This is a genomic window from Streptococcus ilei (genome assembly GCF_000479335.1).
Classification (GTDB): domain Bacteria; phylum Bacillota; class Bacilli; order Lactobacillales; family Streptococcaceae; genus Streptococcus; species Streptococcus ilei.
On record NC_022584.1, the window covers coordinates 800,029 to 825,699 of the forward strand.

The following is a 25,671-nucleotide window of genomic DNA, read 5'->3' on the forward strand; positions in this document are numbered from 1 at the left end:
AGGCTAGGACTTTTGTCCCAACCTCTATTTCTTAATCTAGTTGAATCCCTTTTTCTGCTAGATTGTCTAAGCATTCTTGGAGGTAAGTAGCTTGGTGCTCAGGATAGATGGGGGCACTCAAAGCTTCCTCTTCCAGTTCTGGATAGGCTGGGCAGGTCTTGCCTCGGTAGGTCGGCTCCCACCACTCTGGGCTGACCTTATAGTCACGAGCGGTCATCTCCTCCATGATCAGGCGGTGATAGGCATAGAGGCGATAGGGCGAGTAGTTAAAGACATAGTTGACCGTCGCGTGCCTCTTGCCCCAGCCATTGCCTCGAAGGGCGCAGCATTCCCGGTGTTGGCCCAGGAGCTGGGGACGAGGGAGTTTGGGAATCAAGTCTTGGTGCCAGAGTCTCATCTATTGACCTCCTAGTAGCGTCGAGTCTTGTAAGTAGCGATTAGGATAGCGCTCAAGGAGGGCTTGGATTCCCTTGATCAGATCCTCTTGGCTAGCTTGGCCATGCTGGTACTTCTCAAGTAACAGCATGAAGTCGGCCTTTTCCTCAGGAGTCGCCTGCTTTTTGAAATAGCCCCAGATATGCTGGAAGGCATTGGAGACCTGGCCACGATTTTCCGGCAAGGCCAGTGCTTGCTGGATCAGGTCCTCGACGTGGCTGACCTCCACCTGGTCTTGCTTCAGGTATTCCCGGATTTCCTTGTAGATATTACTTGAACGACTCAGTACCAGGTATTTATTTTTCGCCCATAGGACTTGACAGTGATGTTTTTGATCCACTCTTGTCTCCTTTTGATCTTCTCTATGAATAGTCCCCCCATTATACCATGGAAATGAGTGAAGTCATAAAAAGAGAGTGGGACAGAAATCGGTAATTCGTTAGAATTCGATTTCGTCGTCCCACCTCCGCACAGTTGAGTAGGACTATAAAAGCTGATGAAATCAGCGTTGTAGAGCCCACTCAACCACTGCGTCTTGATCAACAATCCAAAGACAATTTAGAGGCTAGAACTTTTGTCCCAGCCTCACGGAAATTTTGAAACTACAGGTTCAAAACTAAGTCATGGAACTTCTTCGAAGTTCGCTGACGTCTGATCTCACCTAAGGAAAGTTTCAAAGACAACATTATCCATAAGCAAAAAGCCTGAGCCAACGCTCAGACTTTTTTTGTGTTAATCAATTTCAAGACCACCGGTGTAGAGGCGGTAATAAGTCCCGCGTTCTGCCATCAAGGAAGCGTGGTTGCCTCGCTCGATGATGCGTCCCTTGTCCATGACCATGATCACGTCCGAGTTGACGATGGTTGAGAGACGGTGGGCGATGACAAAGACGGTGCGTCCGGCCATCAGGCGATCCATCCCTTCTTGGACCATCTTCTCTGTCCGTGAGTCAATCGAGGAGGTCGCTTCATCAAGGATCAAGACCGGCGCATTGGCCAAGGCAGCACGCGCAATAGCAATCAGCTGACGTTGACCATTGGATAGACCAGCTCCATCATCGTTCAAGACAGTATCGTAGCCTTGTTCCAAATGTTTGACAAAGGAATCCACATTGGCAATGCGAGCTGCTTCCAGGATTTCCTCTCGGGTCGCATCTGATCGACCATAGGCGATATTTTCTGCGATGGTTCCAGTGAAGAGGTGGGTATCCTGCAAGACAATCCCTAGCGAACGACGGAGCGAAGCCTTCTCGATCAGCTTCACATCGATACCATCATAGGTGATAGATCCTGATTGAATATCGTAGAAACGGTTGATCAAGTTGGTAATGGTGGTCTTCCCTGCTCCTGTCGCGCCGACAAAGGCCACCTTTTGCCCCTTGTCCGCGTAGAGGTTGATATCGTAGAGGATTTGGTTCTTATCATTGTAAGAGAAGTCTACATTGTTAAAGACGACATTTCCGACCAGTTTGACCAGTTCATAGTCGCCATTTTCCCGCGGGTGTTTCCAAGCCCAGAGGTTGGTCTTCTTATCAGTGACGACCATACGACCATCAACCTCTTCATAGTTGACCAAGGTCACTTTCCCTTCATCCACTTCGACTTCTTCATCCAAGAGATCAAAGATCCGATCTGCCCCAGCTAGAGCCATGAGGACAAAGTTCAACTGTTGCGATACTTGAGTGATAGGCCCGTTGAAGGAACGGTTAAGCTGGAGAAAGGCCATGAGGCCACCAATGGTGAGGCCACTGATCCCATTCAAGGCGAAGATCCCTCCGACCAATGAGGTCAAGACGAAGGAGACATTTCCCAGGTTCCCCAAGATTGGCATCAGGACATTTGCATAGCGGTTGGCCTGATAAGAAGATTCAAAGAGTTGGTCATTGATCCGCTCAAAGGCTTCAATGCTTTCCTCTTCATGGACAAAGGCCTTAACTACCTTTTGACCAGCCATCATCTCTTCGATAAAGCCATTTTCAATCCCTAGGTTCTTTTGCTGATCGGCGAAATAACGACCCGACTTACCTGAGATATCCTTAATGACATAGGCCATGACGCCGACCATCGAAAGAACGAGAAGGAAAAGAAGAGGGCTAATCATGATCATGCTGACTGCTACACCGATGATCGTGATGGCAGACTGCAAGAGCTGCGGGATGGACTGCTCGATCGCTTGGCGAAGAGCGTCGATGTCATTGGTATAGATAGACATGATGTCCCCGTGCTGGTGGGTATCAAAATACTTGACAGGGAGCTTCTGCATACGGGCAAAGAGCTGGTTCCGCAGAGAGCGTAGCGTATCCTGAGACACTGTCGCCATAATGAGGGAGAAGCCATAGTTGGCCAAAACTCCCACCACTCCAATCACTGCTAATGTTGATAAGAAAGTTAAGAGGGGGCCAAAGTCCTTGCTTCCACTATCCAGCATGGGTTGGATGTATTGGTCCACCAAGGCTCGGATGGAGGATGTAATATAGACCGTAGAAAGGGAGGCTGTCACGATAAGGGCAGCTGCTAAGAGAAGGACGAACTTATACTGTTGCCACATGTAGGCCAGTAAGCGCACGAGAGAGCCCCAGCCTGCTTTTTTCTTATTCTGCATCTGCTTGTCCTCCTTTCCCTTGGGTTTGCATGTCATAGACTTCACGGTAGATGGCATTGGTCTCAATCAAGTCGTGGTGAGTACCAATCGCATCGATCTTACCATCATTCATGACCACGATCCGGTCTGCATCTTGGATAGAAGAGATCCGTTGGCCAATGATGATCTTAGTTGTGTCTTTAAGACTGGTAGCCAATCCTTGACGGATCAGGCTATCGGTCTTAGTATCGACAGCCGAGGTCGAATCATCCAAGATCAAAATCTTTGGATTCATCAAGAGAGCGCGGGCGATACAGAGACGTTGACGCTGACCACCTGACACATTGGCTCCACCACGTTCGATCATGGTATCATAGCCATCCTTAAAGTTCTGGATAAATTCATCCGCTTGAGCAATCTTACAAGCTTCCATGATTTCTTCATCCGTCGCATCCTTATTCCCCCAGCGCATATTTTCCTTGATGGTACCAGAGAAGAGGACATTGGTTTGAAGCACCATGGCTACTTGCTTGCGCAAATGATCCAAATCATAGTTTCGCACATCCTGACCAGCGACCTTGACGCTACCTGACTCCACATCATAGAGACGAGGGATGAGCTGGACCAGACTAGACTTACCGGAACCAGTCCCCCCAAGGATCCCGATCACTTCACCCGAGCGAATGCTGAGGTTGATATCGGACAAGACATGGGCCTTGTCGCCATTTTCATCCGTGTAGGCGAAGTCCACATGGTCAAAGGTAATAGAACCATCTGCTACTTCTGTCAGACCGTTCTCCGGAGAGACGATGGTTGACTCTGTCCCAAGGACTTCATTGATCCGCTCTACAGATGCCATAGAGATCGAGAGCATAACGAAGATCATCATAAACATCATGAGGGACATAAGGATGGTCATGACATAGGCAAACATAGACGTCAGCTCACCAGTGGTAAAGCTTCCACCCACGATGAGTTGTGCCCCGATCCAAGAGATCAAGATAAAGGAAGCATACAAGGAGAGCATCATGGCTGGACTACTCAAAATCACGATGCGAATAGCCTTCATGAACATGTTGTAGATCAAGCGAGAAGCTTTCTTAAACTTGACAGTCTCTTCTTCTTCCTTGACATAGGACTTGACCACGCGCATGTTGGTGATGTTTTCCTGGATGCTATTGTTCAAGTTATCATAGGCATCAAAGACCTTGGTAAAGAGTGGATAGACGATCTTAGTAATCACACCCAAGACCAGACCCAAGAAGAGGGTAATCCCTACAAAGATACTAGCCATCTGCGGATTGATCAAGTAGCTAGCAGCAATAGCAAAGATCAGATTGAGCGGTGCGCGCACACAGATCCGGATCACCATCTGATAGGAGTTCTGCACATTGGTCACATCCGTCATCATCCGGGTTACCAGACCACCTGAGGAGAAACTATCGATGTTTTCAAAGGAAAAGGTTTGGATCTTCTTGAAGATTGCCTTCCGTAGATTCTTAGCAAAGCCAGCTGAAGCAAAAGCCCCGTAGCGAGCCGACTGTATTCCACAGAAAAGAGAGAGAAAGGCGAAGACCAACATGAGGAGACCATAGGTCAGAACAGTGGTCATATCCCCCTTCTGAACCCCCTTGTCCAGAAGCGTCGCCATAATGAATGGAATAGAAATCTCAAACATGACCTCAAACACCATATAGAGTGAGGCTAGAATAGAGGTTTTCTTGTATTCCTTGATTTCAGCAATCAATGACTGAAGCATAGTTACCTCCTAAAAATACTAGTTAGTAAAGTTTTCTTTAGCAAGTCATCCATTTCCGAACAAAGAAACAGTCCTTCGTTCTGAAAGGATTGCGCCTGCAAAAGAAAGCTATAGAAAGAGAAAGCGCCCTGACAGCGTTACTGTAGGGACGACTTTCATTATTCATACTATTTAGTATAGAGGAATATAGGAGAAAAATCAAACATTTAGGTATCATCACTAAAGAATATTCCGATTTGGTCAACTTGAAGGCCAGTTAGGCCGAGTTCTATTTAAACCGTATTCCTACTCACTCGTACTGAGGGACACCAAGCTCAAGTTCGCAGCCCCAATACCAACCACAAACTGCAGAAGGATTCCCACAGAGATAAAGGACCATTTGTTGCGCCAGATTAAGTAAAAGGCCCCCTTCAGATCCTGCCAGTAGCTCCGTTTCATGCTGTCTCCCTTTTATTTCTATTATTTCCCTTAGAATAGCGGAAAAGCCTCTCTCTGTCAATGAGTTTCACAAGAAAAGAGAGTGGGACAGAAATCGGTCATTCGTTAGAATTCGATTTCGTCGTCCCACCTCCGCACAGTTGAGTAGGGCTGTAAAAGCTGATGAAATCAGCGTAGTAGAGCCCACTCAACCACTGCGTCTTGCTCGACAACCCAAAGACAATTGAGAGGCTAGGACTTTTGTCCCAGCCTCTTTCTATTTATTTTATTCAGCTAAGATCACTTCTTTGATGGTTTGTTTTTGGAGTTTTCTGTTGGAGAGATAAAAGAGGCTTTCATAAATCACCGCAAATCCGATCAACGCCCAAAAGCACACGTTCCCATCAAAGTTGTGCTCAATCTTTTCAGGAACCGTGTCTTTGATCACACCAATCAAAATTTCCATGATGCCGTATTGATAAGCCGTCCCAAGAAGGAATCCTAGATAGGCCCAGAAACGATAGGGAGCGAGAATATGACTTTGGCATTCACGATCGGTGTAGCCAAAAGCCTTCATCAAGGCCAAGGTTTCACAACTTTCTGAGATCACAATCCCCAATGACAAAAAGAGAATAGAGAAAGAAAGGATCAAGCCAATCATAATCATCATAGCTTGGATGATGTCATCTGTGTAGTCCCTTAGTCCAAAGGACAATTGAACCATGGCCGCGAAACACATGGAGCCAAAGACTACAAAAAACAAGATCGATTTTCTACCCCACATCAGCGACGAAGACAACTCTTTTAGGAAGGATTTCTCTTTCTTAGGAGCCCTCTTTCTCCTTTTGACCTTGATCGGTGTTGGAGATTTTTTCAATAAGCGAAGGGCCGGCGTTTGTAGTTGTCTTCTAGCATAGCCAACCGCAAGAACCATAAAGAAAAGCATTGGCAGTATTACCAAAGCAACTAAGAGTTGCCAATGAAAATGAATGGTAATTTCTGGTAAAATCCCCTTCTCGTTGCGGAAGTCATAAAAATGTCCCATCATGAGAAAGGAAGTGAAATAGCCAAGAAGCGCTCCAACTCCAAAACTGAGTCCAAAGGCCCAAAATCGTTTAGCCAACTGGCCATTGCTATAACCCAAGGCCTTTAAAATTCCTAATTGTTCCTTGTGGTCATCGACAAATTGTTTAATATAAAAGCACATGAGAAGGATCGACGTCAAGGACAAGACGACTCCACTGACCATGGCCACCATCCAAGATAGCGAAACTTGGGCATCATAGTAGGTCGTAATCATCGGATTGGTTTTAGAAATCTCCAACTGCTCGATATCCAGATAAAAATTCAAGAAGAGATTGGCCACAAAGACCGCACAAGCCCCAATAATACTGACGACAACTAATTTTCGAATATCTTTTACTGAAAACATAGCTTACCATCCAATCTCATAGGCAGTCTGAGGCTGATCGTTGGTCACCACTTCAGTAATCTTGCCACTATTGACACGAATGATGGTTCTCGCCATATCCGCAATATTTTGGTTGTGCGTCACCATGATTAGAGTAAATCCTAGCTTTTCCTTCAACTTCCAGATATAGTCAAGAATCTTGCGCCCTGTTTCTTCATCGAGAGCTCCCGTCGGCTCATCTAAGAAAAGAATCTCTGGCTTTTTGGCCAAGGCCCGAGCAATAGACACTCTTTGCTGTTCCCCACCAGACAATTCACTCGGATACTTGTCCAGCTTATCGCCAAGTCCCAAATCCTCGATGATCTGCAAAAAATCATGATTGCTCGCCAGGTCAGCTCCCATCTTAACATTCTGTCTAACCGTCAGATTAGGCAATAAATAATATTGCTGGAAAATAAAGGCTATCTTCTCACGTCTAAAGGCTGTCAATTGAGCATCCGTGAGTTGCGATAAATCCTGTCCTTGGATGAGGATATGCCCCTCATCTACCTTTTCTAATCCGGATAATACGTTTAAGAGAGTTGACTTGCCCGATCCAGAAGGACCTAGGATCACCACATCATCCTGGTCTTGAATCTGCAAATCAATCCCTTTTAAGACCTTTGTTTGGCCGTAACTTTTGTGAACATTTTCTAGTTGAATCATTTCTTTCCTACCATTTCTTTGATGAGAGATTGACAAACTTCTGTCAATAAACCAATCACTTCTTCCATGCTGAACTGATAAATACCAGAAGCAACCATAGAGGCCATCCCGTGTGAGTAGATAAATAGATGCTGGTACAAGCGACTAGCCTCCTCTAACGTCAACGTATAGTCTGCGACAATCGAATCCAGAACCAATTGGTAACTATGATCCTTCAAGGGAAGAAAATCTTGAAAGCGACCAATCGGATCTTTGCTAGGATTTTGGAAAAGCAACTGAAAGAGTTGGGGCTCTTTTGAGGCGAATAGGATATAAGCAATCCCGACAGAACGGAAAGGCTTCTCATCTTCTAAAGCCTTTCGTATATACTCCACTACTACCATTTCCGCAGCAACAACAACCTCTGCTTGTAACTCAGACATATTAGCAAATTGCCCAAAAATGACCCTTGGCGTGGCTCCCAGTTTCTCTGCTAATGCTCGAGCCGTCAAACTAGCCAGGCCCTCTTCTCTCACCAATTGTAAAGCTGTCCCAATCATAGTCTCTTTACTAAATTTAACCTTGGGTGGCATAAGACTCCTTTCGCGCAACGTTTGTTGCGCAACGTTTGTTTCCTAAAATAGTACCATAATAAAGAAAGAATTGTCAAGAAAAATCTATAAAGTAAAAGACAAAAAACCAGCCCACTAATACAAGTGAGGGCTGGTCTACTAATAACTATTCTAAGGCAAATCATTTCCTGCAGCCAGGTAGACTTGGTACCATTCCTTGCGAGTCAAGGTGACTTCTGCTGCTTTCCCTGCTTCAAGGACATGCTGGGGTTTGGTCGTTCCGATGACGGCCTGCATCTTCCCTGGATAGCGGAGGACCCAAGCAAGGGCGATTGCTGTCGGAGTGACCTGATATTTCTTCGCCAAGTCATTAAGGACATGATTGAGAGCCGCAAACTCTTCCTTGCCGACAAAATTCCCCTTGAAATAGCCATGCTGGAGGACAGACCAGGCTTGAATCACTGTATCCGTTAAACGACAATACTCAAAGACACTGCCATCTCGCACGGCTGCTTTTGGCCCTTCCATATTGACATGAAAACCAGCTTCAAAGCTCGGTGTAAAGGCGGCACTCAACTGCAACTGGTTAACCTTGAGAGGCTGTTTGACAGCCTTTTTGAGCAATTCCATCATCATAGGATTTTGATTGGACACTCCAAAATGACGGACCTTGCCCGCTTGCTCCAAGTGATCAAAAGCTGCTGCTACTTCTTCCGGCTCCATGAGAGCATCCGGTCGGTGAAGGAGGAGACTATCTAAGCGCTCGATCTGCAGGCGCTCGAGGATGCCATCGACGGAGTCCAAAATATAGTCCCTAGAAAAATCAAAATAGGTAAAGCCGTCTTTGCGAATGCCACACTTGGACTGGATCCACATCTGATCTCGAAGATCCGGACGGCGTTTGAGAACCTTACCCAACAGGACCTCACACTGGCCATCACCATAGATGTCCGCCAGATCAAAAGTGTTGATCCCAATTGACAAGGCTGCCTCCACCAAGGCCTCCACCTCATCTTCACTCATCTGGCTGATCCGCATCATCCCAAGGACAATCGTGGACAGATGCTCATTTTCAGCAAACTCAATATAGTTCATGTCCGCCTCCTTTTCATTCTACTTTCATTATAAAGTAAAGAGGACTAAACAGCAATGATTTCACAAAGCAAAGAGACTGGGACAAAAAGTCCTAGCCTCTCAATTGTCTTTGGATTGTCGAGCAAGACGCAGTGGTTGAGTGGGCTCTACTACGCTGATTTCATCAGCTTTTACAGCCCTACTCAACTGTGCGGAGGTGGGACGTCGAAATCGAATTCTAACGAATTACCGATTTCTGTCCCACTCTCCTCTTTTAGCGATAGCTTAAAGCTTTTTTAACAGTCTTGACTAAACCTAGATCATCTGTTTGTAAGATGAGGCTAGAATAGATTTTTCCAATGATCATGGTGCCGAGGAGCGTGAAGGCCAAGGCAATTCCGAATGACCCCCATGATTCAAGGCCACTTGCATAGCCATTGATCGTACGGAATGGCATGAAGAAAGTTGAAATGAATGGAACGTATGATCCAATCTTCAATAGAGGGACATCTCCTGCGCTACCCAAGGTGGTCACTCCAAAGAATCCAACCATCACCAACATCATCAGAGGAGCGAGGGCTTTTCCTGTATCTTCAGGACGAGCAACTGTTGACCCTAGGAAAGCTGAAAGAACCACGTACATGAAGATTCCAAGAATGATAAAGAAGAAGGTATTCAAGGAAATAGATTGTCCAATATGTTGGGTGATAGGTGAATCGGGAGTTAAAATATCTTTCACAAGAGGAATGGAATCTCTAAAAATCCAAACGCCTCCCAAGCCGACTGCATAGATACCAATATGGGTAAAAATCACTCCGAAAAGACCAATCATGCGAGCATAGAAATAGTGAGTTGCACGAATGCTTGAGAAGACCACTTCCATGATCTTGGTTCCTTTTTCACTGGCTACCTCTTGAGCAGTGATACTTGAATAAAAGATCAGAATCATGTAAAGAAGAAAACCGATCCCCCCAGCTACCATGGTCTGCACCATTTTTAGCCCTTCTTTCTTCTCATCAATTTTTTCAGTCAATGAGACCTGTTGCGAAAGGGCTGTTAACTGCTCTTGGCTTAAGTCCGCCTTAGAAACATTGAGCATTTGTTGGACCTGACTCAATTTAGCCATAAGGACTGATTTGAAATCTGGCTTCATGGCATCCTCACTCTGGTAGCGAGCCTCTAGCTGGCCATCCTTTTCTTCAACTGTGAGGATTCCCTTGATTTCTTCCTCTTTCATGGCCTTCTTAGCTGCTGCTTCATCCTTATAGTCAAAGGTCAAGCCATCAGTTCCTTTCAAGCCTTCCTTGACAGGAGCTTGATCTGTAATCAAGGCGATGTTGCTTTTAGCAGAGGTAGAAGAGCCAACGAAGTAGTTTATTCCGATCGTCAATCCAATGAAGAGAAAGGGAGAAAGAACCATCAGGAAAAAGCTCCATGATTTCACTTGGCGTAAATAAGTTTCTTTGATAACAATCAGCATCTGTTTCATACTTCTACTCCTGATTCTAATTTAAAGATTTCATCAATGGTTGGGGCTTGTTGGTCAAAGGTTGCTAGATAGCGCCCCTTGGTCAACTGGTCAAAGAGGTCTGGACCTGCTGTTTCATCATCCAATACCAACTTCCAAAGACCTTGCTTGGTCATGGTCACCTTGGTCACGTGAGGCAGCACTTCCAACTCCTCTTTACTGAAGTCATTGGATACGAAGAGACGAGTCTTCCCGAAGCTATTGCGAACTTCTTGTACGGGACCTGAAAGAATCACTGATCCATCACGAATCATAACCAACTCATCACAGAGTTCTTCCACATTGGTCATGACGTGGTCAGAGAAGATAATGGTCGCACCGCGTTCTTTTTCTTCAAAGATGACCTGCTTGAGCACTTCCGTATTGACAGGATCCAGTCCACTAAAAGGCTCATCCAAAATGATCAATTTTGGCTCATGGATCATGGTAATAATCAATTGAACCTTTTGCTGATTCCCTTTTGAAAGGCTCTTAATCTTATCGGTTAATTTCCCTTTTACTTGGAGCTTTTCCATCCAGATTGGCAGTTTCTCCTTGACCTCAGCAGTTGACATTCCTTTGAGATTAGCAAGGTAACGGACTTGCTCATAGATGGTTAACTTAGGCATAAGGCTTCGCTCTTCTGGCAGGTAGCCAATTTCCTTATAGGTTTCTTGACTGATTGCTTGGCCATCCAATTGGATATCACCACTGTAGTCAAGGAAGCGGAGGATACTATGAAAGATAGTGGTCTTCCCAGCTCCGTTCTTCCCGATCAAACCTAAGATGGATCCTTTTTTCGCAGTCAAGTCAATCCCGAACAAGACCTGCTTCTTGCCAAAACTCTTTTCTAAATTTCTAATTTCTAACATGGATGACTCCTTTACTCTTTATAATAACGTTTGGTAATCTTGTATTGTGAAATAAGGATATAAATATAGATGATGGAGACAACGAACAAAGCTAAGAGAATATCCGTATGGAAGGCAATCCCAATGATTAAGAGACCAATGAGAAGGCTCGGCAAGATATAATTGCTTAACTTGACCACCACTTCAAAATTTTCCTCGTAGTTAATCTGCTTTTCTGCTTCATCCATCATACTCATCATAAATTCCCGCACTTCCTTGGCATTGGCATTGCGGGGAATCGGTTTTCCATAAATCAGATGGAAGGTCTTGCGAAAGAAGATATCCGATAGGAAAAATAGGGCAAACAAGACAAGAAAGAGATAGAGCATGGTAAAAGTTCCAAAGATAAAAGCCAAGTGCCCTGTGGAAGGTCTATCCATATACACCAATTGACTATAAAAGATGACGACTAAAAAGTATGGCAAGATCATGATACCTTTAAAAATGGTCGCTAACCCATACAGTTTTTCCTTCTGGATGTCATAGTGATAGGCTTCGTCTTCGTCTTCTATCTGGAGCATTTTTTGATGGACTTTTCTCGCGCTTATGAGTAAGGCTATCGTGACCATAAACAAGATAAGAAACAAAAGTATTGAGCCCAAAAGGAGTACTTCTTTACTAAAGAAGGATTGGATTTCAAGGGGCTTTTCGGATCCGAACATGCCTATCAAAAAACCAATGACTCCTCCAATCAAGCCGGAACCTGTGATGATTCCGACATTTCTCCAAAAACGGTAACGAGCGGATCGTTCTTGTTGTTGCTTTTTCATTGTTATTCCTCTCCCTCTACTAGACTAAAGACATTCTCCACCGGTTCCTTGAAAATTTGGGCGATTGTGATGGCAATAATAACCGAGGGGGTGTATTCCCCCCGCTCCAAGAGACTGATGGACTGGCGCGAGACCCCTGCTAGCTTAGCTAGCTCGGATTGGTTGAGTCCATCACGCGCCCTCAGCTCTTTCAGTCGATTTTTTAAGATCATGGCTTTCGCCCCCTTATAGTTGAATACCTTGAATATCTTCGATGCGGACTAATTTGGTTTCCCTTTGTTGTTTATGATTCACACGAGTCAGTTTAACCCAATCTTCATCGATATCCAAAATTTCATACTCGAATCCAACACCACTTACTAAAACAGTGGCCGTTTGGCCTTTCAATTCTTCTAAAAGTCTAGACATGTCTTGATTTCCTTTCACTTGTTTTTCTAATCTTTTGATGCGTTTGTTCAACCTTTTTATCTTCTTTTCTGAGCTTGCATAAATGATAATCAGAAAAAGGATAAAAATAATCCACACGGCTCCCATAAGAAAACCTCCTCTTCTTTCAACTAAAATCATTGTAACACTTCTTTTTCTTTTTGACAAGTATATTTGTCAAAAAAATAAAAATATTTGTCAAAAATAGAAAGATGGTTGACATGGATATTTTGAATCCTTAAAGGAATTTCTTTATTTTTATAGGGTTTTAAGCTCTATATCAAGTAAATTCTGTAAGAAAAAAACAGCTGAGAAATTCTCAACTGTTCCAAATTTTTACGATTTACCGCACTTCTGCGTCTACTTTTTCTTCAAGGGAAGCTTGGATTTTTTCCATGTAGCGTGCGACTTCTTCGTCTGTCAAGCTATCTTCTGGATTTTGGAAGGTCAGACTGTAGGCCATAGACTTCATTCCGACACCCAGTTTTTCACCTGAGAAGACGTCAAAGAGCTTGATGTCTGTCAAGCGTTTCACGCCCGCAGCTTGGATGGCATCGACCACTTCTTGGTGGGTCACTTCAGCTTTGAGGAGAAGAGCGATATCACGGCTCACCGCTGGGAACTTGGTGATTTCCACAAATGGAGCGGCTGGTTGAAGGGCTGCTTCGATAGCTGAAAGGTTAAGCTCTGCTACATACGTCTCTGGAATATCATAAGCCTTAGCCGTTACAGGATGCACTTGACCGAGGAAACCAAGGACTTGGTCACCGAGTGAAATCAAGGCTGTCCGTCCTGGGTGAAGACTCTTGATCTCTTGCGTTGCGGTATAAGTCACCTCAAGACCCAAGCGAGCAAAGAGGGCTTCCAAGATTCCCTTGGCATAGAAGAAATCAACTGGAACAGCTGGCGTTTGGAAGTCTTTTTCAGCGACTAAACCTGTCAAAGCAAAGGCAAAACTGTTGATTTCGTTTGGCAATTCTTCTTTTGGATTTCCAGTTTGCTCGAAGACTTTTCCAATCTCGTAAAGGGCCAAGTCTTTGTTCTTACGAGCCACGTTGTAAGCAACGGTATCCAAAATACCTGAAACCATATTTTGACGAAGGACTGAACGATCCACAGTCATTGGCCACATGAGCTCAGTTAAGTTGCTTGGTGTAGTCGTAAATTCAATCGCTTTTTCAGGTGTTGTCAAAGCATAGGTGATGATTTCAGTCAGTCCTGCTCCTTCTGCAATGGTGCGAACTTTACGACGCAATTTTTGAGTCACAGTCAATTCACCGGCTGTCCCATCGTCTTTTGGAAGACTGGTTGGCAAGCGGTCATAGCCATAGATACGTGCGATTTCTTCAAAGAGGTCCGCTTCGATGGTGATATCCCAACGGCGACGTGGTACGCTAACTGTGAAGCTCTCTGCATTTCCAGAAAGACCAAATCCAAGACGACGGAAGACATCTTCTACATCCGCGTAGGAAAGTTCTGTACCAAGGACACGGTTAACGTCTGCAAGGGTGGAAGAAACCTCTACATCCGAAGTATCCAACTGGCCTGCTGAAACGATTCCCTTCCGCACTGTCGCACCAGCCAATTCAGCAATCATGCTTGCTGCCGCATCAAGGGCTTCATTAACAGTTGCCACGTTGATGCCTTTTTCAAAGCGAGAAGATGATTCCGAACGAAGGTTGAGGCGACCGCTGGTCTTACGGATTGATTTACCATTGAAGACAGCAGCTTCAAGGACAACACGAGTAGAGTTTTCAGAGATTTCTGTAGCTTGTCCGCCCATGACACCTGCAAGGGCTACTGGTTTGTCAGCAACCGTAATCACTAAGTCAGTTACTTCCAAGTCACGTTCTTCCCCATCCAAGGTCACCAATTTCTCACCAGCACGCGCTTCACGCACACGAATGTCAGTCCCTTCAAAGGTATCCAAGTCAAAGGCATGCATGGGCTGACCAAAGTAAAGCAGGATATAGTTGGTCACGTCGACGACATTGTTAATCGGACGGATACCTTCGTTCATGAGGAGGTTTTGCAACCATTGTGGACTTGGTGCAATAGTCACATTGTCCAAGATACGGGCTGCATAGTAAGGTGCCTTGTCTGTGTCAATGCTGACTGAAAGAGCATCTGCTGCAGCTTGGTCTGTTTCTGTTAAAGTAAATTCTTTGAAGGTGACTGCCTTGTCATAGATGGCTGCCACTTCGTGCGCCACTCCACGCATTGAAAGGGCGTCTGCACGGTTTGGAGTGATGGAAAGTTCGATGATTTCATCATCCAAGTCTAGGTAAGAGAATACTTCCTCACCTGGTACTGCATCATCCGGCAAGATTTGGATGCCATCTGCGAATTCCTTCGGTACAACTGAGTCAGAAATACCCAATTCACCAAGTGAACAGATCATCCCTAATGACTCTAAGCCACGGATTTTCCCTTTTTTGATCTTGTAGTTATCCGCGATGCGGGCACCCGGAAGAGCCACCATGACCTTGATACCTGCGCGCACATTTGGTGCTCCACAGACGATTTGACGGGCTTCTTCTTCACCCACATTGACTTGGCAGACATGCAAATGAGTTTCGGGCACATCTTCACAAGACAAGATTTCTCCGACGACAATTTTTGAGAGACCAGCAGCTGGTGATTCCACACCTTCTACCTCGATCCCTGTAGTTGACATTTTTTCAGCCAACTCTTGTGATGGCACATCAATGTCCACCAATTCTTTTAACCATTTATAACTAACTAACATATGTAAGATACCAAGGGTTCTACTGAAATCTAGATGACTTTCCCAGATTTCTTTTGGCCCTCGTTTAGATCCTTTCATTTTGTGTTTTCCAGCTCGAGGCTGGCTTAGGTAGGTCTAATAACCTCCCCTTCTCTAGAATAGAAGTTTCTTGTCCATTCTAGGTCAATTTCTTTCTCAACAACCAGTCAATATCAACCGTATCACCGGTAGGATACTCGTGTTCACTAAATCGTTCAAATCCAAAACTGTAGTAAAAATCTTGTGCCTTAAAATTGCGTTCCCAGACACCTAGCCAGGCCCACTCAAAGCCACGGCTCTTGGCTTGATCCAGCGCAAAGGTAAACATTTCCTTACCGAAACCAGCTCCATGATATTCCTTTTTGACATAGATCCGTTGAATCTCAAAGGACTTTTCCATCTCTACTGGCTCCGTCTGCGCTTGCCCCCAGTTGATCTTGAGAAAACCACAGATTTCTTGTTCTTCATTGAGGACAAAATAGGTTTCGGATTCTGGATCTAACAGATCTTTCTCGATTTGCTCCAAAGAGAGCACCGTAGAGAAGTACTCTTCCAAGTCTTCCTCAACAATATAGGGACCAAAGGTCTCCCGATAGGTTTCCACCTCTAGGTCACGTAAGGTCTGCAATTGATCGATTTTTACTCTAACTAACATGATTATTTAAACTGTTCTGAGAAGCGAACATCTCCTTGATAAAAGCCACGGATATCATTGATTCCATAACGAAGCATGGCTACACGCTCCTGACCAAGTCCAAAGGCGAATCCTGAATAGACTGTCGAATCAATGCCACTCATCTCGAGCACGCGTGGGTGAACCATACCGGCCCCCATGATTTCGATCCAACCTGTCTTCTTACATACATTACATCCCGCTCCACCACATTTGAAGCAAGATACATCGACCTCAACGGATGGCTCTGTAAATGGGAAGTAAGAAGGACGCAGACGGATTTGACGTTCTGCACCAAACATCTTCTGCACGATCAACTGAAGCGTTCCTTGAAGGTCTGCCATAGAAATGTTCTTCCCAACAACCAAGCCTTCGATCTGATGGAACTGGTGACTGTGGGTCGCATCATCTGTATCCCGACGGAAAACACGCCCTGGAGAGATCATCTTCAAAGGCCCCTTGCTAAAGTCATGCGCATCCATGGCACGCGCTTGAACTGGCGAAGTATGGGTCCGAAGCAAGATTTCTTCTGTGATGTAGAAGGTGTCCTGCATATCACGAGCCGGGTGATCCTTTGGCAAGTTCATGCGTTCAAAGTTGTAGTAGTCTTTTTCGACTTCAAAGCCATCTACGACTTGGTAGCCCATCCCGATAAAGATATCTTCGATTTCTTCACTGGTTTGGGTCAAGACATGACGGTGACCACTTGCAACTGGACGTCCAGGAAGGGTCACGTCGATACTTTCACTAGCCAATTTAGCTTGAACTTTCTTTTCTTCCAAGAGCTTGGCTGTTTCTTCAAAGGCAGCAGTCAAGACATCACGGGCTTCATTAACATGTTTCCCGATGACCGGACGCATCTCAGCAGAGACATCTTTCATCCCTTTGAGGATCTCGGTTAGCGACCCTTTCTTCCCAAGGACAGAGACGCGTAGCTCTTGCATCTCTTTTTTATTTTCAGCAGAGATCTGCTTCAAGGCTGCCAGCGTTTCTTCCCGAAGCGCTTTTAGTTGTTCTTCAATCGTTGACATATTTCCTCCATCATGGTCTTCACTCAGACATAGAAAAAACCACGTGCCACACCCATATTCGGAGCGTTGACACGCGGTACCATCCGTTTTTTATCTGAAACTCAGACCTTAATTTCTAAATCCTTGCGCAAGTGAATTCACTCAGCTTTCATGCAAAGAGCTTTCAGTCACGGCTCTTCTCCCTGTTGCACTTCCCTTGAGGTACTAGTCTTGCAGATTTCTATTCAGTTACATTCTAGTTTAGCAGATTTTACAAAAAATGACAAGTGAAGCCTGTTTTTCTTCACTTGCCATTCTTGTTATTCGTTTGGTTTTTATTCGATGACTTGTCCAGCTTCTTTCAAGACAGATTCTGGAATGGTAATGCCTAATTCTTCAGCCACTTTTTTGTTAATGACAGACTTACCATCTGTGAAGATTTCAACAGGTGTGTCAGCTGGTTTTTGACCCTTTAAGATCTTCGCAGCCATTTTACCAGTTGCCACTCCAAGATCATGTTGGTCTACGACCACAGATCCTAAACCACCTGCTTCGACCATGGCCGTTGCACTTGGGAAGATTGGTTTTTTAGCTGTTTTGTTTGCTTCGACTACCGTTGAGAAGGCTGATGCAATGGTGTTATCGATTGGAACCCAGATAGCATCCACTTTACCAGTCATGACAGAAACCGTTGAAGCAATTTCATTTGTAGAAGGGACTGAATAAGGAACTACTTTGTAGCCTGCTTTTTCAGCCAATTTTGTAAATTCTTCTACTTGGGTTTTAGAATTATCTTCACTGGTTGAGTAAAGAACCCCGATTGTTTTCACGTTTGGAGTCAACTCTTTGATTAACTTCAACTGTTGTTCCGTTGGATTGTGGTCAGATACTCCTGTGATATTACCACCTGGTTTTTTCAAATCTTTGACCAAGTTAGCGCCGACTGGGTCTGTGATAGCACCCATGACGATTGGTTTGTCCTTAGTCGCACTAGCCAAACCTTGAGCAGATGGGGTTGCGATTCCGATCAAGACGTCATTGTTGTTTTGGACCAATTGTTTGCTCATGGTAGCAACCTTGTTTTGGTCTCCTTCTGCATTGAGGAATTCGATCTCAATCTTGTCCTTGTCGTAGCCTTCTTCAGCCAAGCCATCTTGAATCCCCTTGTAGATTTCGTCTAGCGATGGGTGGCTGACTAACTGCAAGACACCTACTTTTACCTTTTTAGTTCCATCTGTTTTATTCGCATCATTTTTATTGGTTAGCATTGGATAAACAACAGCTACCAAAATAACAGCTAGTAAAGCACCAATCATTCCCAATACACGTTTGTTTTTCATATTTTTTACCTCAATCATTTATTTTTTCGTTTTCTTGAATCTTTGTTAGAGACTGAGTCGCCATCGTTTCTTCATCTTCTTTTCTCCCTTCTTTCTTGAAACAAAAAACACGCCCACACATAGCGAAAGCTATGTGAGGACGTGTCATCGCGGTGCCACCTCACTTATGGGAAAATGGATAAACTCCTCCCACATCTCTGTCTTGTCTAGCAACAAGTTGCACGATAAGGTGTGCCGACCGAATTTTTATTGTTTCAAATTCATCTCATCATTAGTCCAATTTCATAAATGTCCACTACCCACTTTCACCAACCGTGAGCTCTCTAATAAATTTTCATTTACTACTTTTCTAATTGAATCCATTGTAAATGTTTCTGTAAGCCTTGTCAATACTTTTTTATGTTTTTTTTGAAAACGTTCGTCATTTCCTGAAATTCTTTTCCTAGTGAGGTTGTTTTTGCAAAATGTTTGTCCTTCTTCTTCCTAGGTTTTCAGTCACTTTTTTGATATAATTTACTAGAACTAGTCTAGAATGTTGAGGAAACCCATGTCTTTTGATGGATTTTTTTTACACCATATGGTGGATGAATTACAAAGCGAACTCTTAAATGGTCGCATCCAAAAAATTAACCAACCCTTTGAACAAGAGTTGGTTTTACAAATTCGTAGCAACCGCAAGAATCAAAAACTCTTGCTTTCTTCTCACTCTGTTTTTGGACGGATCCAACGGACCCAGACCAACTTCGAGAATCCTGCCTTCCCCAATACCTTTATCATGGTCATGCGCAAGTATCTCCAAGGAGCAGTCATTGAGCAGATCCAGCAAGTGGAGAATGACCGCATCTTAGAAATCGCTGTCTCTAATAAAAATGAAATTGGAGATGATATCTCTGTGACTTTGATTATTGAAATCATGGGCAAGCACAGCAATATCATTCTTCTGGACAAGGCAACTGGAAAAATTATCGAAGCAATCAAACATGTTGGCTTCTCTCAAAATAGCTACCGGACCATTTTGCCAGGCTCGACCTATCTAGCTCCTCCAAAAACCGATGCGGCCAACCCTTTTACAATCAAGGACGAAGCATTATTCGCCTTTCTCCACCGGGAAGAGTTGACACCTAAAAACCTTCAAACTCATTTCCAGGGTCTTGGTCGAGATACTGCTCAAGAATTGGCCAGTCGATTAGAAACTGGAGAAAAATTAAAAACCTTCCGAGCATTCTTTGAAGCTCCAACAGATCCTCGTCTAACGAAAAAATCCTTTGCTGCTCTCACTTTTGCTGATAGCCAGGAGGAAACCTTTGAGACCTTATCGGATCTACTCGACCACTATTACTTGGATAAGGCCGAGCGCGACCGGGTCCAACAACAAGCTGGAGAACTCATCCGCAAGGTGGACAATGAACTAGAAAAAAACCGGAAAAAGTTGGCCAAACAGGAAGCTGAACTAGCAGCGACAGAAAATGCCGAAGACTTCCGGCAAAAAGGGGAGCTTCTCACCACCTTCCTCCATCAAGTCCCAAATGATCAAGATCAGGTCACCTTGGACAACTACTATACCAACCAACCTATAACCATTGCCTTGGATAAGGCTTTGACCCCCAGTCAAAATGCGCAACGCTACTTCAAGCGTTACCAGAAGTTAAAAGAAGCTGTTAAACATTTGACCTCTCTCATCCAGGAAACCAAGGAAACCATCTCCTACCTGGAAACAGTCGAAACAGCTCTAGCCCAAGCAAGCCTTTCTGAAGTCGCCGAGATTCGAGAAGAGCTGATCCAAACAGGCTTTATCAAACGACGCAACCGAGAAAAGATCCACAAACGCAAAAAACCAGAGAAGTATTTAGCTTCTGACGGAAAAACCATTATCTTGGTCGGCCGAAACAATCTTCAAAACGAAGAATTGACCTTTAAGATGGCTAAGAAAGATGAACTCTGGTTCCACGCCAAGGATATTCCAGGTAGTCACGTGGTTATTACTGGTAACCTCAATCCTTCAGATGAGGTCAAGACAGATGCAGCTGAGCTAGCGGCCTATTTCTCTAAGGGACGCCTCTCTAATCTGGTCCAAGTCGACATGATTGAAACCAAGAAACTTAACAAACCGACCGGAGGAAAACCTGGATTTGTAACCTATACTGGTCAGAAAACACTACGGGTCACTCCTGAAGAAGAAAAAATTAAATCTATGAAACTCGCAGATGAATGACAAAAAGAGAGTGGGACAGAAATCGGTAATTCGTTAGAATTCGATTTCGTCTTCACACCTCCGCATAGTTGAGTAGGGCTGTCAAAGCTGAAAAAAATCAGCGTAGTAGAGCCCACTCAACCACTGCGTCTTGCTCGACAATCCAAAGACAATTGAGAGGCTAGGACTTTTGTCCCAGCTTTTCTCATATTGATGATAAAAAGTTTCAGTGTATGTTTGAATGAACCTCAAAGTATACCTCATTTTTTAAGCATACTAAGGTTCTTATATGTAAAATAACTTTGTCTACATTTTAAAAGGTTGAGCGACGCTCAACCTTTTATTCTGCTTTATTGATATCCTCTTTGACCTGGTCAACATTAAACTTAGCAAAGAGATATTGGCGATCCTGGACAGGGAAACGTTGATCCAATTGATCAATGGCCCCAACTTCAACAATCCCTTCTTTGATAACAAAATCCATGACATGACCTCCGAAGGTATGATCATCTGAGATAAAGTGAAGGTGATAGCCTGCTACACTGACCCCATGGAAAATCTCTGGTGTCCAAAAACCAACAATAGTTCCTGTAACATTTTCTCGCGTAAATTCAGGCTGATGGGTCGCCACATCTGCAAATTTGGTGTCTGAAGTTGATTTGGGAATCATACGCACATGCATCTTGGCGAAATCACCGTGAATCTTGATGGAACGAAACAAATTTTCGCCATCATAATAAGATTCAATGCGAGCCTCTAATTCCTCATCTGTCATCTCAAAGCGCTGACGAAAAATCACTTCGGCCTGATGGGGAACGATAGCCGCATAAGGGACTGTCGCATCCGGGGCCACTTCCACAATCTCTGGCTCCTCCCCTGATCCCTTAGCTTGGTAGGCCTTGCCATCTAAGACAATCAGTTCGCCATCAATGGAGTCCAAGGTCCCAATTCCAAGATCTCCATGCTCTAGTAATTCTTTAATGGTAAAGGATCCTCCATAGAGACCAGCCATCAAAGCCCCCAAGGTATTGTATTGAAACAATTTCACCGGTTCCATTATCTTCTCCCTCATTCATCTTGTCTTCTTTTCAGCCCTTCCAGTATACCACATTCTCAAGGACAATGACAGAAAAGACTGATTAAAAAAGAGCGGGCCAGAACAAGGATGCACACTTGTTCTGATTCCCGCCCTTCAAGGGTCAAGTAGTTAATCTTCTAACAGGCTCTCATAGAAAGCTTGCATTTGCCCATCATCTGGGACTAGCTGCAAATAGCCTTCTGCCACTTCCCGGGCTTTTGCGATTTGTCCCAACTCTCTCAAGAGGTAACTATAGCTTTCTAAGTACTCTGGATTTTCTTTCAAATCTGGGTAGAGCTCTTCATAGATCGGAGCCGCTTTTTCAACCTCTTCGAGTGCTACCAAGGCACGAGCGATATTCCAACGGGTGACGACATTTTCCACTTCCACTTCTTGCCATTCAAGGACGTCTTCATAACGTTCCTGTTCCAGATAAAGAGTTGTCAGACGAAGGGCGATATCTTCAAGATCCTCAGCAACTTCTTTGGCTTCTAACAAATACTTCTCTGCTTTTTCTGGCTGGTGCAACTCGTAGGCCAATTGGGAGGCTAGAAGGAGGAGATAAGCGTCAAAAGGATTCTTTTGGATTCCTTGCTCTGCTATTGCTAACGCTGTTTCTCGGTCATTTTCAGCTTGAAGAGCCAAGGCATAGCCGTATTCATACCCTTCAAAGTCTGGCGACAGTGTATCAATCTGCTTGAAGTAGATCAGAGAACGTTGATACTCTTCTCGGTCAGAGAGAAGGGTTGCCAATTCATAGGCAATCTGGTCATCAAACTCAATTTCCAAGGCCTTTTCTAAAAACTCAATAGCAGACTCAAACCGACCCAGATTCGCATAAGCATAGCCAATCCGCTGGTATGTGGAAATGCCCGTTTCTTCTAAAATGAGACGGTTGTCTAACTGAGCATACTCTTGAATGGCTTCTTGGTAATTTTCAAGTTCTAAATCAATCTCTGCCAAGCCTAGTTGAATAATAGGGTCATCTGAAAGAGTCGCTGCTTCCATCAGTTTTTCTCGAGCCACATCTGCCAAGCCCTCACTTTGGTAGAGGTCTGCCTTGACTAAGAGACTGGCTAGATACCATTCCGAACTTTCCGGGATTTCTTCCAAATAAGCAAAGGCTTCTTCCATTAGTCCATCTTCCGCTACGATAGTGGCTAGACTCAGATAGACCTCTGGATAATCATCTCTCAGATGCAAGTAGGTTTGCTTGGCTTCTGGGTAAAAACCAATACTTTCAAAATATTGTCCCAATTCTAACAAGGTAGCTGGATCATCTTCTAGCAAAGCCTTATCCAAATAAGCTGGCAGACGATCTAGCTCTTGTTTCTCAATTGCTTCTAGAATTTTTTGACTATTCTTCACTTTGAATTTCCTCAACTTCGTCCTTTTCGTACAAACCACTGACCTCTTTATACCATTCAAATAGAGCACTGATGACTACTTTAGCCGAAGCATAAACCGGGATTCCTAAGAAGACTCCCCAGATTCCAAACATAGAGCCAGAAGTAATCAATACAAACAGAATCGTGATTGGGTGGATATTGAGCTGACTCCCCAAGACAAGTGGGGAAACGAAACGTCCCTCGATTGTTTGCTCAACAATAAAGACAATGACGACTTTGACAAACATCTCTGGTCCTGCCACCAACCCCAAGACTAAGGCTGGGAGCATGGCCAAGAAGCTGCCCAAGTATGGTATCAAGTTCAAAAAACCAGCGGTTACACCGAGTGTCACAGCGTAACGAAGCCCAATGATCTTAAGCAGAAGAATAAACATTAAAGCTATGATGATAGCAACAGTAATCTGACCTCTGACATAATTAGCCAATTGTGTATTGACATCAGACAGTACTTTGTCTGCAGATTTACGAATCTTGGTTGGCAAGAAACGGATGATTTGCCCTTTTAAGTTCTTTCCATCTCTCAAAAGATAGAAGACGATAAAAGGCATAATAATCAAAGCGATAATGACCTGAGAGGCGACAGTAATCAGATTGCTGACCCAGTTGACTGCTCGGGCGGAAAAAGAACTCGCCCAACTGGTAATATTCTGCGACAATTGGCTGGTCCATTCATCCAGCTGAGGCTTGATTTCTGGCGACACTTTGTTGTCTAAGACATCATCGATGGTCCTATTGGCCTTTTCCAAGTAATCTGGCAGGTTCTTCATAAAACTAAGAACTTGATGTTGAATAGCTGGAATAGCGACAGCCAAGCCCCATAAAATGAGAAGCGCGATCAAAATAAAGACGATGGAAATTGCAATGATCCGTTTGACTCGGTGCCTTTCCAAAAAGTCCACGATTGGATTTAACAAATAATAGAGGAGCCCTGAAATAATGACTGGTAGCATGACTGCTGCTCCAAACTCTAACAGGGGTGTAAAAATAAAACTAATCTTGCTGAGAACTAAAATATTCAATCCCATCAGTAAGGTTACTAGAAAAACAGTAATGGCTTTATTATCTACAAACCATTTAAAAAACCAGGATAAACTAAAATCTTTTTCTTTATGTTCCACGGGAATCTCCTTCGTTTTCAATCTGTCTTTATTTTAGCATTTTTAGTCCATAATTTCACGATATAGCTGAAATGTGAGCTTTTTTTTAATGCTTAGCTTGTCAATCCTTCACCTAATCGTTTTCCATCCCCTTCTTTTCTGATATAATGGAGCTATCAACAAAGTCGAGGTGCATGTGATGCAAGATATTTATTTCGGAACCTATACCAAACGAGACTCTAAAGGAATTTATAAGGCTTCCTTCGATGAAAGAACTGGTCAACTTAGCGACTTAGAACTAGTTGCTCAAGAGCCAAACCCAACCTATCTCGCTTTTTCAAAAGCTGGTTTCTTATACAGTGTGGGTGCGGAGCAAGGTCTTGGCGGCATTGCAAGCTTTAGTCCTGATCACCAGTTAATCAATCATGTGGTCGAGGAAGGGGCGCCCCTCTGTTATGTCTCTGTTGATGAGGCGCGTGGCTTGGTCTATGGAGCTAACTACCACAAGGGACAAGTCCTCTCATATCGCATCCATGAAGATGGTCATTTAACCTTTGTCGACCAAGCGACTCATCAGGGTTCTGGACCTCACGAAAACCAAGCGAGTCCCCATGTACATTATGCAGATCTCACTCCCGATAAGCTACTCATCACTTGTGATTTGGGTACCGATCAAGTAGTGGTCTATCAAGTCGATGATCTTGGTAAACTAACGAAGACTCAAACCTATCAAACAGCTCCAGGTGCTGGTCCACGTCATATCATTTTCCACTCTCATTACAAGACCGCCTACCTCATTAACGAATTAAACGCTACCATCGATGTCCTTTTCTATGACGGACTTGGCTACTTTGAACATTTCCAAACCATCTCAACCCTACCTAAAGAGTATGAAGGTCAAAAATGGGCCGCTGCTATTCGCCTCTCAGAGGATGGGAAATTCCTCTATGCCTCAAATCGTGCCCATAACTCCATTGCAGTTTATGAAATCTTGGCAGATGGTAGCTTAGTGCTTCTGGAAATCGTTCCAACCAATGGACTCAATCCACGTGATTTCATTCTTAGTCCGGACCAAGAATATCTCATTGCAGTTCATCAAGATTCAGACAATGCCACTGTTTTTAAACGCGATAAAACGAGTGGTAGATTGACTGAATTAAGCCATGATTTCCACGTCCCAGAGGCGGTTTGTGTCCTCTTCAACTAACAATCAAAACGCTTGCTAGTTTGGTTGAAAAATGATTAAATAGTGATAATAATAAATAGGTTATAGGAGAAAACTCATGAACCCAATGGATTTATTTAACCAAGTCAAAGAAATGATCGAAAAGAAAGATTTCGATGCTGCTAAAAAATTTATCGATGACAACAAGGATAACCTTGGTGACTACTTAGAACAAGCAAAAGCTCTTGTTGCTGGAAACGATCTAGTAAGTGGTGCTGTAGACAAAATCAAAGGTTTATTCTAATCACTAAAATTCTCAACCACATGGTTGAGAATTTTTGTTTAGCTCGATAGCAAAAAAAGATCCTTGAGAAAACTCAAGGATCTTTTTAGTC

General features: G+C 44.0%; 24 protein-coding genes and 1 other annotated feature. Of the genes, 3 read left to right on the forward strand and 21 right to left on the reverse strand.

What is annotated here, in order from left to right:
- Positions 1–31: 31 nt before the first annotated feature.
- The 18 genes from N596_RS03910 to trpX form a co-directional block, all read right to left on the reverse strand.
- Positions 32–397, reverse strand: a complete 366-nt coding sequence (locus tag N596_RS03910) for a TIGR02328 family protein (protein ID WP_023027039.1) — start codon at positions 395–397, stop codon at positions 32–34.
- The gene (locus tag N596_RS03915; RefSeq protein WP_023027040.1) at positions 398–775 is read right to left on the reverse strand and encodes a YbgA family protein; all 378 of its coding nucleotides are present in this window, start codon (positions 773–775) and stop codon (positions 398–400) included.
- 392 nt (positions 776–1,167) lie between these two features.
- Positions 1,168–3,036 carry an ABC transporter ATP-binding protein gene (locus N596_RS03920; protein WP_042361155.1) on the reverse strand — a complete coding sequence of 623 codons (1,869 nt, stop codon included), beginning with the start codon at positions 3,034–3,036 and terminating at the stop codon, positions 1,168–1,170.
- The gene (locus tag N596_RS03925; protein WP_023027042.1) at positions 3,026–4,774 is read right to left on the reverse strand and encodes an ABC transporter ATP-binding protein; all 1,749 of its coding nucleotides are present in this window, start codon (positions 4,772–4,774) and stop codon (positions 3,026–3,028) included. The genes N596_RS03920 and N596_RS03925 overlap by 11 nt, the downstream gene beginning before the upstream one ends.
- Before the next feature lie 285 nt (positions 4,775–5,059).
- Positions 5,060–5,212 (reverse strand): hypothetical protein, encoded by a 153-nt coding sequence (locus tag N596_RS03930; protein WP_023027043.1) that lies wholly within the window; start codon positions 5,210–5,212, stop codon positions 5,060–5,062.
- A 265-nt stretch (positions 5,213–5,477) separates the two neighbouring features.
- A complete protein-coding gene (locus N596_RS03935; RefSeq protein WP_023027044.1) occupies positions 5,478–6,623 on the reverse strand; it encodes an FtsX-like permease family protein in 1,146 nt (381 codons plus the stop codon).
- A 3-nt stretch (positions 6,624–6,626) separates the two neighbouring features.
- Positions 6,627–7,307 carry an ABC transporter ATP-binding protein gene (locus tag N596_RS03940; RefSeq protein ID WP_023027045.1) on the reverse strand — a complete coding sequence of 227 codons (681 nt, stop codon included), beginning with the start codon at positions 7,305–7,307 and terminating at the stop codon, positions 6,627–6,629.
- Positions 7,304–7,879 carry a TetR/AcrR family transcriptional regulator gene (locus tag N596_RS03945; RefSeq protein ID WP_023027046.1) on the reverse strand — a complete coding sequence of 192 codons (576 nt, stop codon included), beginning with the start codon at positions 7,877–7,879 and terminating at the stop codon, positions 7,304–7,306. Before N596_RS03945 ends, N596_RS03940 begins: the two co-directional genes overlap by 4 nt.
- 150 nt (positions 7,880–8,029) lie before the next feature.
- On the reverse strand, positions 8,030–8,953 hold the full coding sequence (locus tag N596_RS03950) for an aldo/keto reductase (RefSeq protein WP_023027047.1): 924 nt from the start codon (positions 8,951–8,953) through the stop codon (positions 8,030–8,032).
- A 253-nt stretch (positions 8,954–9,206) separates the two neighbouring features.
- Positions 9,207–10,421, reverse strand: a complete 1,215-nt coding sequence (locus N596_RS03955) for an ABC transporter permease (protein ID WP_023027048.1) — start codon at positions 10,419–10,421, stop codon at positions 9,207–9,209.
- Positions 10,418–11,311, reverse strand: a complete 894-nt coding sequence (locus tag N596_RS03960; protein WP_013903836.1) for an ABC transporter ATP-binding protein — start codon at positions 11,309–11,311, stop codon at positions 10,418–10,420. The genes N596_RS03955 and N596_RS03960 overlap by 4 nt, the downstream gene beginning before the upstream one ends.
- An 11-nt stretch (positions 11,312–11,322) precedes the next feature.
- On the reverse strand, positions 11,323–12,120 hold the full coding sequence (locus N596_RS03965; protein WP_023027049.1) for a DUF3169 family protein: 798 nt from the start codon (positions 12,118–12,120) through the stop codon (positions 11,323–11,325).
- A gap of 2 nt (positions 12,121–12,122) precedes the next feature.
- A complete protein-coding gene (locus N596_RS03970) occupies positions 12,123–12,332 on the reverse strand; it encodes a helix-turn-helix transcriptional regulator (RefSeq protein WP_003002675.1) in 210 nt (69 codons plus the stop codon).
- A 13-nt stretch (positions 12,333–12,345) separates the two neighbouring features.
- Positions 12,346–12,654, reverse strand: a complete 309-nt coding sequence (locus N596_RS03975) for a hypothetical protein (RefSeq protein ID WP_023027050.1) — start codon at positions 12,652–12,654, stop codon at positions 12,346–12,348.
- Positions 12,655–12,889: 235 nt separating this feature from the next.
- Positions 12,890–15,295 carry a phenylalanine--tRNA ligase subunit beta gene (pheT, locus tag N596_RS03980; RefSeq protein ID WP_042361424.1) on the reverse strand — a complete coding sequence of 802 codons (2,406 nt, stop codon included), beginning with the start codon at positions 15,293–15,295 and terminating at the stop codon, positions 12,890–12,892.
- Between the two features lie 157 nt (positions 15,296–15,452).
- Positions 15,453–15,968, reverse strand: a complete 516-nt coding sequence (locus tag N596_RS03985) for a GNAT family N-acetyltransferase (protein ID WP_023023786.1) — start codon at positions 15,966–15,968, stop codon at positions 15,453–15,455.
- 2 nt (positions 15,969–15,970) lie between these two features.
- Positions 15,971–17,017 (reverse strand): phenylalanine--tRNA ligase subunit alpha, encoded by a 1,047-nt coding sequence (gene pheS, locus N596_RS03990; protein ID WP_023023788.1) that lies wholly within the window; start codon positions 17,015–17,017, stop codon positions 15,971–15,973.
- 314 nt (positions 17,018–17,331) lie between these two features.
- Complete coding sequence (gene trpX, locus N596_RS03995; RefSeq protein ID WP_023027052.1) at positions 17,332–18,354, reverse strand: tryptophan ABC transporter substrate-binding protein; 1,023 nt, start codon at positions 18,352–18,354, stop codon at positions 17,332–17,334.
- 114 nt (positions 18,355–18,468) lie between these two features.
- Positions 18,469–18,703: a binding site (T-box leader), on the reverse strand.
- A gap of 180 nt (positions 18,704–18,883) precedes the next feature.
- Between trpX and N596_RS04000 the strand changes: the two genes are divergently transcribed.
- Entirely contained in the window at positions 18,884–20,548 is a 1,665-nt protein-coding gene (locus N596_RS04000) for an Rqc2 family fibronectin-binding protein (RefSeq protein ID WP_023027054.1), read from the forward strand.
- A gap of 319 nt (positions 20,549–20,867) precedes the next feature.
- Here N596_RS04000 and budA read toward each other — a convergent pair whose 3' ends face one another.
- From budA to N596_RS04015, 3 genes are all read right to left on the reverse strand, one after another.
- Complete coding sequence (gene budA, locus N596_RS04005; protein WP_023027055.1) at positions 20,868–21,599, reverse strand: acetolactate decarboxylase; 732 nt, start codon at positions 21,597–21,599, stop codon at positions 20,868–20,870.
- Positions 21,600–21,734: 135 nt separating this feature from the next.
- On the reverse strand, positions 21,735–22,973 hold the full coding sequence (locus N596_RS04010; RefSeq protein WP_023027056.1) for a tetratricopeptide repeat protein: 1,239 nt from the start codon (positions 22,971–22,973) through the stop codon (positions 21,735–21,737).
- Positions 22,963–24,132 carry an AI-2E family transporter gene (locus tag N596_RS04015; RefSeq protein ID WP_042361159.1) on the reverse strand — a complete coding sequence of 390 codons (1,170 nt, stop codon included), beginning with the start codon at positions 24,130–24,132 and terminating at the stop codon, positions 22,963–22,965. Before N596_RS04015 ends, N596_RS04010 begins: the two co-directional genes overlap by 11 nt.
- Positions 24,133–24,307: 175 nt before the next feature.
- On the opposite strand from N596_RS04015, the gene N596_RS04020 reads away from it, so the two are divergent.
- Positions 24,308–25,318 carry a lactonase family protein gene (locus tag N596_RS04020; RefSeq protein ID WP_042361161.1) on the forward strand — a complete coding sequence of 337 codons (1,011 nt, stop codon included), beginning with the start codon at positions 24,308–24,310 and terminating at the stop codon, positions 25,316–25,318.
- Positions 25,319–25,394: 76 nt separating this feature from the next.
- Positions 25,395–25,580: a hypothetical protein gene (locus N596_RS04025; protein WP_023023803.1), complete on the forward strand. Its 186-nt coding sequence runs from the start codon at positions 25,395–25,397 to the stop codon at positions 25,578–25,580.
- The last annotated feature ends 91 nt before the right edge of the window (positions 25,581–25,671 follow it).